Source organism: Cellulomonas sp. P1_C4 (assembly GCF_056406355.1).
This window is the reverse complement of the sequence record NZ_JBFUAI010000002.1, coordinates 19,607-33,585: the sequence shown is the minus strand read 5'-3', so window position 1 is coordinate 33,585 and position 13,979 is coordinate 19,607. Positions and strand designations below refer to the sequence as shown.

General features: G+C 68.8%; 10 protein-coding genes and 1 pseudogene. 9 read left to right on the top strand and 2 right to left on the bottom strand.

The window, feature by feature from the left end; genetic code table 11:
• Positions 1–2: 2 nt before the first annotated feature.
• The 4 genes and pseudogenes from AC1DYZ_RS01740 (at position 3) to AC1DYZ_RS01725 (ending at position 3,801) form a co-directional block, all read left to right on the top strand.
• On the top strand, positions 3–668 hold the full coding sequence (locus AC1DYZ_RS01740; protein ID WP_477063507.1) for a response regulator transcription factor: 666 nt from the start codon (positions 3–5) through the stop codon (positions 666–668).
• Positions 669–716: 48 nt separating this feature from the next.
• Positions 717–2,237 (top strand): GAF domain-containing sensor histidine kinase, encoded by a 1,521-nt coding sequence (locus AC1DYZ_RS01735; protein ID WP_477063506.1) that lies wholly within the window; start codon positions 717–719, stop codon positions 2,235–2,237.
• Between the two features lie 73 nt (positions 2,238–2,310).
• The gene (locus tag AC1DYZ_RS01730; RefSeq protein WP_477063505.1) at positions 2,311–2,940 is read left to right on the top strand and encodes a pyridoxamine 5'-phosphate oxidase family protein; all 630 of its coding nucleotides are present in this window, start codon (positions 2,311–2,313) and stop codon (positions 2,938–2,940) included.
• 115 nt (positions 2,941–3,055) lie between these two features.
• A pseudogene (locus AC1DYZ_RS01725) lies at positions 3,056–3,801 on the top strand (SDR family NAD(P)-dependent oxidoreductase).
• A gap of 77 nt (positions 3,802–3,878) precedes the next feature.
• Here AC1DYZ_RS01725 and AC1DYZ_RS01720 read toward each other — a convergent pair.
• The gene (locus tag AC1DYZ_RS01720; protein WP_477063504.1) at positions 3,879–5,075 is read right to left on the bottom strand and encodes a glycosyltransferase; all 1,197 of its coding nucleotides are present in this window, start codon (positions 5,073–5,075) and stop codon (positions 3,879–3,881) included.
• 487 nt (positions 5,076–5,562) lie between these two features.
• Here AC1DYZ_RS01720 and AC1DYZ_RS01715 point away from each other — a divergent pair, with 487 nt between their 5' ends.
• The 5 genes from AC1DYZ_RS01715 (at position 5,563) to AC1DYZ_RS01695 (ending at position 11,062) form a co-directional block, all read left to right on the top strand.
• Positions 5,563–6,615: a phosphotransferase family protein gene (locus AC1DYZ_RS01715; protein ID WP_477063503.1), complete on the top strand. Its 1,053-nt coding sequence runs from the start codon at positions 5,563–5,565 to the stop codon at positions 6,613–6,615.
• Complete coding sequence (locus tag AC1DYZ_RS01710) at positions 6,612–8,138, top strand: MATE family efflux transporter (protein WP_477063502.1); 1,527 nt, start codon at positions 6,612–6,614, stop codon at positions 8,136–8,138. The genes AC1DYZ_RS01715 and AC1DYZ_RS01710 overlap by 4 nt, the downstream gene beginning before the upstream one ends.
• Before the next feature lie 175 nt (positions 8,139–8,313).
• Positions 8,314–9,621: a glycosyltransferase family 2 protein gene (locus AC1DYZ_RS01705; RefSeq protein ID WP_477063501.1), complete on the top strand. Its 1,308-nt coding sequence runs from the start codon at positions 8,314–8,316 to the stop codon at positions 9,619–9,621.
• The gene (locus AC1DYZ_RS01700; RefSeq protein WP_477063500.1) at positions 9,618–10,127 is read left to right on the top strand and encodes a hypothetical protein; all 510 of its coding nucleotides are present in this window, start codon (positions 9,618–9,620) and stop codon (positions 10,125–10,127) included. Before AC1DYZ_RS01705 ends, AC1DYZ_RS01700 begins: the two co-directional genes overlap by 4 nt.
• Positions 10,127–11,062, top strand: a complete 936-nt coding sequence (locus AC1DYZ_RS01695) for a hypothetical protein (RefSeq protein WP_477063499.1) — start codon at positions 10,127–10,129, stop codon at positions 11,060–11,062. Before AC1DYZ_RS01700 ends, AC1DYZ_RS01695 begins: the two co-directional genes overlap by 1 nt.
• A 424-nt stretch (positions 11,063–11,486) precedes the next feature.
• On the opposite strand, the gene AC1DYZ_RS01690 is transcribed toward AC1DYZ_RS01695, so the two are convergent.
• Positions 11,487–13,904, bottom strand: coding sequence for a glycoside hydrolase family 2 TIM barrel-domain containing protein (locus tag AC1DYZ_RS01690; protein WP_477063498.1), 2,418 nt, complete (start codon positions 13,902–13,904; stop codon positions 11,487–11,489).
• Positions 13,905–13,979: the final 75 nt, after the last annotated feature.

Below are 13,979 nucleotides of genomic sequence, written 5' to 3'. Positions count from 1 at the left end.
CCGTGACCGAGCCGGTGCGAGTGTGCGTCGGAGACGATGACGTCCTCCTCCGGCACGGGGTCGTGCGGGTGCTGCGTGATGCGGGACTGGATGTCGTCGCCGAGGCCGGAGACGCCCGCGAGCTCCTCGCGCTGACGCTGGCACACCGGCCCGACGTCGCCATCGTCGACATCGGCATGCCACCCCGCCGCCAGGACGACGGCCTGCAGGTGGCGCTCGAGATCCGCCGGCGGTTGCCCGACGTCGGGGTCGTGGTGCTGACGCAGCACGACGACCCGCAGTATGCGATGGAGCTGATCGGCGATCGCGTCGACGGCGTGGGTTACCTCCTGAAGGAACGCGTCGGGGATGTCAGCGACTTCAGCGCCGCCGTCGTGCGGGTAGCGCGGGGAGGCACCGCACTCGACCCGACAGTGGTGGCGCACATGGTGCGGCCGCACCGGGTCCCGGACGAGCTTGCTCTCCTCACCGAGCGCGAGCTGGCCGTGCTGGGCGCGATGGCCGAGGGCCAGTCGAACCTCGGGATCGCGCGAGCGCTGATGATCAGCGTCGCCGCCGTGGAGAAGCACGTGACCGCCATCTTCCGGAAGCTCGAAGTGAACTCGGACACCAGTGGGCACCGCCGCGTCCAGGCCGTTCTCCGCTTCCTGTCCCCGCAACGGACCTGAGCCGTGAGCACCGCCACCGCGGGGACGCCGGATCTCCCACCGACCGGTGTGGAGGAGGACCCGACGGACGTAGCCAAAGTTCCCATGGATGAGGTGCGCCGACTCGTCCACGAGGAGCTGTCCCTGCGTCGCGTGGCAGAGGTCGTCGCCACGGCCGGACCGTCCGACGACATCCTCAGCGCCATCTGTCGAGCGGCGTCGGACCAGCTGGACGGCCAGGCGATCACCCTGCTCCAGTTCGTGACTGCCGACACGATCGTTGCGGTCGCCACCTACGGTGGACCGGTTCCGCCCGGGGTACGAGTCGTTCACCAGCCGGGCTCCATGTCCGAGCAGGTGGCGCGGACCAACCAGGCGGTACGGGTGGACGACTTCGCGCGTCTTTCCAGCGCCGGCATCGTCGGAAAGTACGGCATCCGAGCTGGCGTCGGGGTCCCCATCATCATCGACGGCCGGGTCTGGGGGATGTTCTCGGCGACGTCTCAGATCGGACCGCTGCCGCTCGACACCGAGACCCGGTTGGAGGGCTTCGCGCCGCTGATGTGGGCGGCCATCGCCACCACGGACGCTCGCGAAAGTCTGCAACGACTCGTCGACGAACAGGCGGCACTGCGTCACGTGGCCGAGCTCGTCGCACGCGAGTCACCACCGTCCACGGTCATCGACGCAGTAGTCCGGGAAGCCGCTCGCGTCCTGGAGGCCTCCTCGGCCGCCGTGATCCGCGGCGAGGGGCCCGCATCCTCGGTCGTCGCCGAATCTCATGCCCGCGCCGAGGTCGGCGAGCAGCACGCCGAAGCCCCGGTCCTCGTCGACGGAGAGCGGTGGGGCACCCTCACGGTGAACTCAGCTGCCACGGGCCACCCGGTCGACCACGACCGGCTCAAGCCGTTTGCGGACCTCATCGCCGCCGCGATCGCCAACGCCAAGAACCGAGACGGCCTCACCCTGTCCCGCGCGCGTGTCATCGCGGCCGCGGACGACGCACGCCGCCGCCTGCAACGCGACGTCCACGACGGCGCTCAGCAACGGCTGGTCCACACGATCATCACTCTGAAGCTGGCCAGAGACCGCGCCGTCGGCGGAGGCGACGTCGCCGATCTGCTGGCCGAAGCGCTGACCAACGCGGAAGATGCCAACCGCCAGCTGCGTGACATCGTCCGCGGGATCCTGCCCGCATCGCTCACCCGCGCCGGGCTCGCCGCAGGGATCGAATCGCTCATCTCAGGTACACCCGTCCCGGTCGACGTGGACCTGGACATCCCACGGCTGGGCACGGCCGTCGAGACCACCGGCTACTTCACTGTCGCCGAGGCGATCAACAACGCCGTCAAGCACTCCCGGGGCACTCGTATCCGAGTCATCGGCAAGATCGTCCAGGACGGCGGCGAACTCGTCCTCACCGTCGAGGACGACGGCATCGGCGGCGCGGACCCTGCTCGTGGATCGGGATTGACGGGACTGAGGGACCGCATCGACGCCAGCAACGGGACGATCACCATCACCAGCTTGCCCCAGGCCGGCACCGTGATCACAGCTCGCATCCCACTAGGTGCCGGTGGCACTCCATGAGCCGCCGCATCGACGACCAGTCCGGAGATCCGGGCGCGCACCCCGTGCTCGAGCGGGACGACAAGGAGGTCACGTGAGCAGGCAGTACGGATGCATCGCCTTTACCGACGACGTGCGCGAGGTCCAACAGCAGTACGGCAGCGCCGAGTTCTACGACCGTCTGCGCTCGCGGGCGACGGGTGCCAGTGGTCCCGACCCGTTGGGCCCGCGGGAGGCGGCGTTCCTGGCAGAACGCGACGGGTTCTACCTCTCCACCGTCAGCGAGACGGGATGGCCCTACGTCCAGTTCCGCGGCGGCCCCCCGGGCTTCGTCTCGGTGAGAGACGCGCACACGATCGCCTGGGCAGACTTCCGTGGCAATCTCCAGCACGTCTCCACGGGCAACCTCATCGGGGACCAGCGCGTGGCCATCATCGCGGTGGACTACAACCGGCGCGAAAGGCTCAAGATCTTCGGGACGGCCCAGGTGGTTCGCATCGAGGACGACCCGGCCTACGTCTCGTCGTTGACCATCGATGACGACGACGCGGTGGTGGAGGCAGCCATCACCGTCACCGTCACCGCGTTCGACTGGAACTGCCCGCAGCACATCCCCCGGCGACTCACGCTCGACGAGGTCGACCAGCGCGTCGCCCCCCTTCGCGAACGCCTCATCCAGCTGGAGGCCGAGAATGCTGCGCTCCGGCAGGCGGCGGGGATCTGAGGGAGTCGATGTCACCAAGGTCCCGTCTGTCCATCCCAAGCGGGCAGGCGCTTTCGACTCGGGCTGGGGACCTTTGGCCCTGACGGCGCGGCGCCCAGGCGACGACCTTGGCCGTATGGCTACCTACGACGTATTCGATCGAGCCGCCATCGTCACCGGCGGCGGATCGGGCATCGGGAAGGCGACGGCTGAGCTCTTGGCGGCCAACGGAGCCCGGGTGCTCGTCGCCGATGTGTCCGACAGCGCGACGGCCGTCGCGGAAGCGATCACCGCCGCCGGCGGTGTGGCATCGGCGTTCATCGGAGACGTCACCGATCCGGACGGATGCCGGGCGATGGTCGCAGCGGCCGGCGAGCTCGGCCCGGTTCGCATCGCCGTGAACAACGCCGGCATCGGCGGCGAGATCGCGCTGACCGCCGACTACAGCCTGGAGAGCTGGCGTCGGGTCATCGAGGTCAACCTCAACAGCGTCTTCTACTGCATGCAGGCCGAGCTGCCGGTCATGGTGGCGGCCGGCGGCGGGTCGATCGTCAACATGGCCTCGATCCTCGGCACGGTCGGGTTCGGCATGTCCTCGGCCTACGTCACGGCCAAGCACGGCCTGGTCGGGCTGACCAAGAACGGCGCGCTGGAGTATGGGGCGTCAGGGTGAACGCCGTCGGCCCCGGGTTCATCGCGACGCCGCTGGTGGAGACGAGCCTCGACCAGCCGACGCGGGAGTTCCTCGCGGGCAAGCACGCGCTCGGGCGCATGGGACGGCCGGAGGAGGTCGCCGCCCTGGTGGCGTTCCTCGCCAGCGACGCAGCGTCGTTCATCACCGGCAGCTACCACCTGGTGGACGGCGGCTACACCGCCTCGTAGTCGACGCTGCTGGTCCGGTCACCCGTGACGTGCGCGGTACTCGGTGGCGCTCCTGGCGGCGGAAGGCCTCCCGGCCCTCAAGAGGCGGCGCGGTCAACGAGAGACTCGATCTCCTCTGCCGCGCTGGGCTGTGCGCGTGCCTCGGCGGCAAGCATCTGGGCTGCGTCGTGGGCGCGTGCGGCGAAGGTCGGGTCGTCCAGGACGCGCCGGACGGCCGAGGCGATGTGGGCGGCCGTCGGACGGCCGGTGACCTGGACGCCGGCGGACAGGCGCAGCACACGGCTGGTGTTGGCGCGCTGGTCGCGCCCCATCGGGATGCACACCAGCGGTACCCCGGCGGCCAGCGTCTTCATGACCGTGCCGTGGCCGGCGTGCGTGACGACGACCGCAGCCTCGCGCAGGACATCCCGGTGCGGTGCGGCGCGGACGACTTTCACGTTGTGACGTGCGGGAACATCCTGCGGGTTTACTGCCTTGCCGGTCGTGATCACCGCACGGACCGGCAGTGAGCCGAGCGCTGCGGCGACGGTCTGCAGCATGGCGGTCTGTCGCTGGTACACCGAGCTCATCGCGACGAGCACGAGCGGTCCGTCGCCCTCCGGACGCCACGCCTCAGCCCGGCTGGACGACCAGTCCGGGTCGTCGAGCTGCGGCCCGACATAGCGGACGTTCGCCGGGAGCGGGGCCGGATAGTCGAAGCCCGGGCTGCTCAGCACCAGAAGACGGTCGAGCTGGTCCATCTGCCCGAACAGATCCGGCACCGGCGGCAGACCGTACCGGGCCCGCACCTTGTTCAACGGCGGGGCCACGAGCCTGGTCGCGAGGAGGGCGGCGTCGACGGCCATCGCATCCCGCAGCCGTCCCAGAGGGCTGGCCCCGGGTGACCATGAGCCCGCCATCGGCGGCCGACCCCGCAGGGGCCGCACATAGAGGTTCGCCATCAGCCCGGCGCACGGCAGACCCGACGCCTGCGCCCCGATCAACAACCCTGGCAGCATCGACTCGGCCACCACGGCGTGCGGGGAATGCGCGCGTACCGCCCGCAGGACGTCGTCGGCGAAGCGACCACTGGCATCACCGCTGGCAAACCGTCGAAGGGTCTGGACCCGCTGACGTGGGCTTCCGTGCTCGAGCGCGGCGATGGCGGCCGTCTGGTCGGCAAGGGTGTCGAAGTGTGGTGCGGTCGTCCACGGGGTGAACGCGCATCCAGCAGCCCGAGCTGAGGGCCCGACCGTGGGATCTGCCAAGACGACGACCTCGTGCCCGCGGTGCACCAGCTCCGCGGCGACACCGAGCATGGGCGGCACGGTCCCGCCCGCGTCGAAGGCTGCCAGCAGCAGCCGAGCGCCGGTCACTGTCGAGCCCGCTGCGTGCGGCGTACCGAGGGCATGGCGCCTCCTGCTGCCTCAGGCCTGCTTGGGCGTCGCGCGCACGCACCGGTCACTGCGCATCGGGCCTCCGGGTCCCGCGGTGGCGCCGAGCATGTTGTGCGATGCAGCCGTGGGTTCGGGCGACGGTCGGTGGCAGGCCGCTCTGGTGGTCACGGGCGGAGATGTCCTCCCTCGCTAAGGTTATGGCCGTTGCGCGCTTGCTGACATCGTCGTCTTTTCCGCGTATCGCGAGCTGCTCGAGGCCCTCGCGATCGCCTGGAGCCCCTCACGGCTGAGGGCGGTGGGGTGCTCGGCGCAACGCCGCCGAACGTCACGGCGCGGCTCGTCGGTGACCGGGTCGGTGTACGCGGCGGCCCTAGAGTTGCCGAACGTGCCGGGACCCGACGGACGCGCCGCCGAGGGCAGGACCGCCCTGCTGTACCGCGATGAGGACTCGATGGAGAGCATCACGAAGAACCGCCAGACGCCCGCGACGCTGCGTGCGATGGTCGAGCGTGCCTACGGCGCCGAGCAGGTGCCTACGGGCGAGCCGGACACCTGGCTCGAGGAGCTGGGGCACGGCTGGTTCAACGTCGCGTACCGGATCGTGCTGCGCGACGGCCGTGCCGTGGTCGTCAAGATCGCGCCGCCGCGGGACGTGCCGGTGATGACCGCCGAGCGCGGCGCGATGCGCATCGAGCTCGACTCGTTGGCACTGATCGCGGACCGCACCGACGTCCCGGTCCCGCACGTCGACCACGCCGACCTGAGCCACGAGCTGGTCGACGCCGACTACTTCTTCATGCCGTTCATCGACGCCGACAACTTCGGCATCATCACCAAGGGTCTGAGCACCGAGCAGCGCGACGCGTACAACGAGGCGCTCGGCGCCGCCAACCGCGAGCTGAACTCGATCCGCGGGGGCTGGTTCGGACCGCTCGCCGGCCCGGGCGACCCGTCCTGGCGAACCGTGTTCACCGGCATCGTCGAGGCAAACCTGGCCGACGGGGAGGCCCGCAGCGTCGACATCGGCCGGGACTACGACGAGATCCGCAAGGTCGTCGCCCTGCACGCCGACGTCCTCGACGACGTCACCGAGCCGAGGTTCGTCGAGTGGGACCTGTGGGACTCCAACGTCATGGTCCGCGACGGCAGCATCGTCACGATCATCGACCACGAACGAGCCCTGTACGGGGACCCGCTGATGGAGGCCGGCTTCTCCGCGATCGATCTGCCCGACTTCGGCGACCCGACGGCGTTCATGCGCGGCTACGGCCACGCGTCGCTCACCCCCAGGGAGCAGACGCGCCGCCGCCTGTACACGCTGCACCTGGCCGTGATCATGGCGATCGAGACCGTCTACCGCGGACACACCACACCCACCCAGTACGACTGGGCACGCAGGCAGATCGATCGAATGATGCGCCTGCTCACCGAGTCGTGAGCGACCGGGCCACCGGCACGCTCGATACCACCGCCCTGGGCGAACGCCCGGTCGGGCGGTTGCTGTGGCACGCCTGCACCCAGACCACGATCGCGGTCGGGGTCTACGGGATCTACGCGCTGACCAACGCCTGGTTCGTCGCCCGAGGTGTCGGGACGACCGCGATGGCGGCGGTCAACCTCGTGGCCCCGTTGCTCCTGGCGCTGGGTGCGGTCTCGACCGCCCTCGGCGTCGGAGCAGGCTCTGTCGTCTCCCGGCACCTCGGTGCCGGCGACACGAGCACGGCCGCACGTGCGGCCGGGAACGCCTTCGTCGTGTTCTGGACGGCGGCCGTCGCGACCACCGTGATCGGGCTGACCGGGCTCGAGCCGCTCCTGCGGCTGCTCGGCGCCCACGGTCCGACCCTCGGCTACGCCCGCGACTACGCCGTGGTCATCCTGGCCGGCGCGATCGTCTCGACCGGGTTCTCCAGCGTCGTCCGTGCCGAGGGTCGGATGCGGTTCGCCACGATGCTGTGGGTCGTCCCGGTCGCCGTCCAGATCACTCTCGATCCGCTGCTCATCTTCGGGCTGGGCCTCGGCGTCCGCGGCGCCGCCCTGGGAACGGTCGGCGGCCAGGCCGTCTCTGCCGCGATGAGCCTGTGGTTCTTCTTCGTCCAGGCGCACCGCCCCTACCGCATCCGCGGCGCCGACCTGCGTCCCCACCTGCCCACGGTCCGCACCCTCGTGGGCATCGGTGCCCCCTCGTTCCTCGCCGGCTTCGGCGCCACCGTGCTCTTCGTGGTCGTCAACACCACGCTGTCCCGGGCCGCTGCCGCCACCACCGCCCTCGCCGCGTTCGCGATCTGCTCCCGCATCCAGACGTTCGTCTCCATGCCCCAGCTCGGCATCAGCCAGGGGATGCAGCCCATCGTCGGGTACAACGCCGGCCGCCGGCTCGCCGCACGCGTCCGGCGGACCCGGACCCTGTCGGTGCGCGCCACCCTCGTCTACAGCACCGTCGCCGCCGGGTCCGTCGCTCTGCTCGCGGAGCCGATCACCGCCGCGTTCGTCGACGACGCAACCGTCCAGACCGAGGCCGTCGACGCTCTGCGCATCCTCGCGATCGGTTTCGCCGCTGCCGGCGTGACACCGTTGGTCTCCGCGTACTTCCAGGCGCTGGGCCGACCACGACCGTCCTATCTCATCTCCGTCGGGACCCTGCTGCTTCTCAAGGTCCCGCTCGTGCTTGCCCTCGGCCGCGCCGGACCCACCGGCGCCTGGACCGGCCTGGCCGCGGGGGAGCTCCTGTCCGCGGGGATCGCGCTGCTGGTGCTGCGCCGCCTCGATGGCCCGGGTGCGCGCGGCGGGGCGGTGACGTCCACGACGAGACGCCGTCGACCTGCCGCTGGTGCCGACGTGGGTGCCACGTCGCGTGGAGCCGAGCGCATCGCGGCGGACGGCCCTGGACGCGGCCCTGGTCCTGACCTGCACGGATCGACGCCCGCCGACACCGCCCGCACGCCTCGATCCACCTCGTCGTGAGAGAGGTCATGAGCCGGATGCTGCCGGCCGCGACGAAGGTGACCGGCTGAGCCGCGGCGGATTGAGCCGGGCGTCCCGCACGGTGTGACGAGGGCCTCTCTGCGATGATGGCACCGGCTGATCCCGGCTCCAGGCTTGATCTCGTGATGCGATTGCTCGACGGGGAAGGACGAACGTGGATTGGTTCGTGGACCTGCTTGTCTTCGCCCTTTTCGCCTACCCGATCGTCGGCGGTATGGCATTCATCGTGTCGAGCTTCTATTACCACATATTCCTCGAGCGGCGTGATCTCCCGCGGTACCTCGAGCACGGTGAGCCGTTCGTCACGATCCTCGTCCCCGCGCACAACGAAGAAGACTCGATCGCGAGCACGGTGCACTATTTAGACCGTCAGCTCAACTATCCGGCGGAGAAGTACGAGATCATTGTCGCCGACGACGCGTCCACAGACCGGACGGCAGAAATCCTGGACCGTCTGCAAGAACAGATTCCGCGCCTGCGTGTCATCACTATTCTCAAGAACCGCGGCAAGGCGCATGCGTTCAATGTCGCGCTCGCTTATGCCAATGGTGACTTCATCCTGTCGAACGACGCTGACACCAAGCCCAATCCCGACGCGCTATGGCAGTACCTGAGCTATTTCGAGCGTGAGGGAGGACACAACGTCGGAGCCGTGACGGGGAACATGCTGGCCGCGAACCGCACGACGGTCACCGCGCAGGCGCAACAGAACGAGCTGAACTCGATCATCGGGCTCATCAAGAGGTCGCAGATGTCCTACGGCGCTCTCTTCGCGTTCTCCGGCGCAAACACCATGTACCGGAAGCAGGCCGTGATCGATGTCGGCGGCTGGCATGCCGAGCAACCGACCGAGGACATCGCGATCGCCTGGGACATGCAGACGGCGGGTTGGCGTGCTCTGTTCGCCCCGCACGTCCGGTTCTTCCTGGACGTTCCAGAACAGCTGCGGGCGCTGCTCAAGCAGCGACGACGCTGGTCGTCGGGTGGCATCTACACCTTGGTGACCAAAGGCCCGAAGCTGGTACGGCACCCGGTCCAGAACTTCCGGATGATGCCGGTGATCCTGGACTACAGCGTCAGCGTCGTGTGGAGCTTTCTGTACTGGATCAGCTTGATCGTGTTCTTCGTGGTCCAGGCCCGCTTCGCCACGACGCAGAATTGGGAGCGCTTCTGGCACGCCTGGTACCTGGCCGGCATCTTCGTCGCCATCCAGATGGTCATCGGCCTGGTCCAACTCACCGCCGCGTCGTACTACAACGACGGCGGAAAAACGCTCAAGTACATCCTGTTCGCGCCGTGGTACATGCTCATCTACTGGATGGTCAACACCTGGACCGTGGTCGTCGAGTTCATCCCGACGCTCGGCAAGGTCTGGATGCGCCGAGATGGTGGTTCGTGGAAGTCGCCCGAACGCTCCGAGAGCCTGACCGGTATCCCCAAGGACGATCGGAAGCTCTCATGACGACCAAGCCTCCTTACGTCACCCGCACGGTGGACGAGAAGGACGTATCCGTCGACTGGTTCTTCGGGGAGGGGCGCTACGGCACGAAACTCGGACAACTCATCCTGATCGTGGTTGGTTGGTTCTTCGTCGTGCTGCCGGTGGTAATCACGGCCTCGGCGCTCCTGAACCGCAACAACGACGACGGCGGGTGGTGGGGGTATGAAGAGGGGTTCGCCATGTGGGCGACGACGATGGTCTACCTGGCGGTCCTGCTCGGCGCGTTCATCGTCGGATACCTGGTGCTGTACATCGTCAATCGCGCCGCCGCCAGACAACGCGACCAGAGAAAGACCTACGACGAGCAACGTCTGGTGCAACGGGTCGAGATCGCTGCCGACTGGTACGCCGGCAAGTTCGGCCCCGAGGTCCTCCGCCTGCAGCAGAGAAAGGTCCAGATCCAGCCCTACGGCGACCTCGAGACATTCGAGCTTCGTGGCCGCTTTCGCACCTACGGAGCCGAGTGATGCCGCTCTCGCCGGCGGACCAGGCGCTGCTCGCGAACATGAAGCAGCGTGAAGTCCACATCAAGAAGCGGCGGCGCGCCGCCGACTCCATCCGTTTCGAGGCTCGGCGTTACCGTGGGGCATTGGTGTTCTCGGTGGCGGTCGCGGTCGTGGTCGTCGTCGCCGGCCTCTACTTCGAGGCGATGCGCACGGTGCCCGACCGGTCGGCGTGGTGGCTCCCGACGCTCGTGACCGGCACCCTGGCGGTGATCGTCGGGGTCGAGCTGGGACAGGCCGCGCTCCGCTCGCACCTGGGTCGACGGCTGCTCGCCAGGAACGAGAAAAGGCTCCGAGAGAAGTACTCGGGCGACCTGCACGCCGGTCGGCGCTGGCTGCAGTTCTACTACCAAGATGAAGACATTTCTGCCTACGTCCGGCAGATCCTCTACTTCATCGAGGAGGAGCGGCGCTTCGACTCGGTGCACGAGGCACTGGTCTTCGCCAAGAAGCACCATCGTGAAAGCACGATGGTCGCCACGCGAGCACTGGACAGCTTCGAGGACGTCGCGGCGCAGACCAACCTTTTGGTCGTCTCGAGCGCCGACGAATCGGGAAGGTCGTCGGGCCGGATCATGCGCTTCGTCAAGTCGGAGCGACCCGGTGTCTGGTACGTGACGACGGCGCCGGAGGGAACCAAGGTCCGTGAGTTCGACCGGGGTCGGGTCGCCGTGGTGACCCCGCCCACGACGTCAGGCGCGACCATCAGCAGCAACCGGGTCGTGATCAAGCGGGCGGAGATGGCGTTCCCCGCGGTCGCGGAGCTGTACCGGGCGCAGGTTCCCGGCTACTTGGATGGCATGACCGAGGACGAGCAGGAACGCGAAGTGGTCTACGAAGTGAGCCTGCAGTCGGCGAAGGTCGACACCTGGCTCGACCATGACGTGGTCGAGTTCTGAGCCTCAGTGCACCGACGGGTATCGGCTCTCCATCGCGATCCCTGTTCGACCGTATCGTCGCCACCGTGGCGTGCTGGAACACTGACGCTGTACAGGAACTGACGAGCAGGGCGACGGCACGATCCCCCGGGCCCAGTCGTTCCAGCCGTCGCAGACAGGATCCGTGCCGGCAACAATTGATGCTTGGGCGCACGCGTCGCGGCCGCCGAGTGATGCCGCACGACTCAGGGAGTCGGTCGGACAGATCACGGAGATTCTGGCTCGAATGCCAGCTTGTGTGCCCATGCGAGCCGACGCGGTGTCTTCATCTACCTCGTCATGAGAAGGTCAAGAGTTCGCCTCTCAGAGGCGGTTCCACCACGGAGGCCCCGTCACCAGCGGAAACGCTGGGGGCGGGGCCTTCGTCGCGCAACGAACGCCGGGCCTAGTCGCCGACCGCGGTCAGAGCGACGACCGCGCGCTCCATCCCGTCGCCGGTGACGGTGACCTCGATGGCCCCGGGACCGGTCGGGCGGACCACGGCGAGAGCTCGCCCGTCGAAGGTCGTGCGTGTCGGGGCATCGAAGCGCTCGGTCGTCGTCGGGTTGCCAGAGCCCAGGGCGACCAGCTCGCCCGTGCCGCTGACCTGGACGGTGATCGGCTGGTCGGCGCCGGTGACCAGGACGCCGCTCGCGTCGCGCAGCTCGATGGCGAGGTAGGCGAGGTCGGTGTCGTCGGCGCGCAGCGTGGTCCGATCGGCGGTGACGGTCAGGGTGGTCGGGCCGGACGCGGATACCAGCGAGGTGCGGCCGGTCTCGACGCCCGCCTGGTAGGACACGGCCACCAGCTCACCCGGGCGGTAGACGGTCTCGAGGGAGGCGAGCATGGGGCGCCGCGCGCCGACGGGTCCGCGCGCCACCTCGGTCCCGTCCAGCAGGAGGGCGACCTCGTCGGCGTCCGCGTAGACCTCGACGGTCACGGGCCTGCCGTCGAAGCCCGGCCAGGTCCATGAGGAGACCGAGTCGCTCCACGCCCACGGGGACTGCATGGAGACGGTGTGGCCGTGCCGTTCGGGGCGGAGCACGGCGATGGCGGGCTCGGTGCGCAGACCGTAGACGATCTCCCGGTAGTAGGAGACCGGGCGGCGCCATCCGGTGATGTCCAGGTCGCCGCACCAGGCCGTGAGGTAGGGGTACTCACGCTCCAGCTCGGGCACGGCATCGGGGTCCTCCTGGTACGCCGTGGCGCCGATGCCGACCTCGCCGAGGTAGTCCCAGCCGGTCCAGGTGAAGTCTCCGATGACGTGCGGATGGGCCTGGACCAGCGGCCAGAGCGTCCCGATCTGCGAGGGGAAGGTCTCCGAGCCGACGATCACGCGGTGCGGGAACAGCGCCGCGTCTGTGGCGTAGCGGCCGTCGGCGTAGTTGAGGCCGAGGACGTCGAGCACGGAGCTCGACTCGGCCGTGCGCCGGGTGACCGCCTCTGACGAGCCGATCGCCCGCATCCCCTCGCCCATGTCGGCCATCAGCTCGTTGAGCCCGCGCTCGCTCGCCAGGATCGCCGGGAGGTCGTCGAGGACGGCCAGCGCGGCGTTGATGCCGTTGGTGATCGGGCGGGTGGGGTCGAGGCTGCGTACGTGCTCGGCCATCTCTCGTGCCAGGGCTGCGCCGTGCGGGGTGCCCACCTCGACGATCTCGTTGCCCAGCGAGTACATGATCACGCTGGGGTGGTTGTAGTCCTTGGCGACCATCGACCCCAGGTCGGCGGCCCACCACTGCGGGAAGTCCAGCGCGTAGTCGTAGGGCGTCTTGCCGCGGGTCCACATGTCGAAGGCCTCGTCCATGACGAGCATCCCGAGGCGGTCGCACGCGTCGAGCATGGAGGGCGAGGCCGGGTTGTGCGCGGAGCGGATGGCGTTGAAGCCCGCAGCCTTGAGCAGCTGGATGCGCCTCTCCTCCGCCCGGGCGATCGAGGCGGCCCCGAGGGGGCCGTTGTCGCTGTGGATGCATGCGCCCCGCAACACGACGCTCTCGCCGTTGATGCGTAGCCCTTTGTGCGGGTCGACCGTAACCGTGCGGATCCCGAAGGTCGTGAGCACGTCCTGGGCTGCGTCGCCCAGGCCGGTGCGGGCGAGGTACAGGGACGGTGTGTCCACGCTCCACAGGTGGGGATCCGKCAGGTACAGGCGTTGGCGCACGACCGCTGTGCGACCGGGCGCGAGCGTCAGGGGCGTGGCATCTCCTTCGGCATGCGTCCCCTGTGGGTCGGTGACGGACGTCGTGACCGTGAGCGCGGCAGTGGTCAGCCCGAGGTTGACGACCGAGGTGGCGACCTCGATGACGGCCTGGTCGTCCTCGAGTCGCACCGTGCTGACGCGGACACCGTCGAGCCCGATGTGCACCGGGTCGTCGATGTGCAGGTAGATCGGGCGGTACAGGCCCGCACCGGAGTACCACCTCGAGTCCTGGCCGGAGCGCACCTCGATGCGCAGGGTGTTCCGGTCACCGAATCGGAGGTAGGGCGTCAGGTCGACGAAGAAGCGCGCGTACCCGTCGGCCCGATGTCCAGCGAGCTCGTCGTTGAGGAAGACCATCGCGTGGCGGTACGCGCCCTCGATCTCGAGGCGGACGACCTTTCCGGCCCACTCGGCGGGGACGTCGAACGTCTTCAGGTAGGTGTAGGCACCGGTCGGGTAGTACGCACCGGCGCCCTTGGAGGGGACGTCCGCCGCACGCTCGGCGTCCCGGAGCGCGTCGTGCGGCAGCCGGACCGGTGTGAGTGCGGCATCCTCACCGCTGATTGCCGCGAACGCGCTGAGCGGTGTGCGGTAGGACCAGTCGTCGTTGAAGGACGTGCGAGCCATGCGGGTCTCCGATCGGACTGTCCTCACGACCGTGAGAAGTGGGCACTGGCCGGTGCCACGGCGGTCTGCTGGTCA

Excerpts from the sequence above, each read along its gene's own strand:
- AC1DYZ_RS01695 (WP_477063499.1), top strand. The coding sequence starts at position 10,127 with ATGCCGCTCTCGCCGGCGGACCAGGCGCTGCTCGCGAACATGAAGCAG.
- AC1DYZ_RS01700 (WP_477063500.1), top strand. The coding sequence starts at position 9,618 with ATGACGACCAAGCCTCCTTACGTCACCCGCACGGTGGACGAGAAGGAC.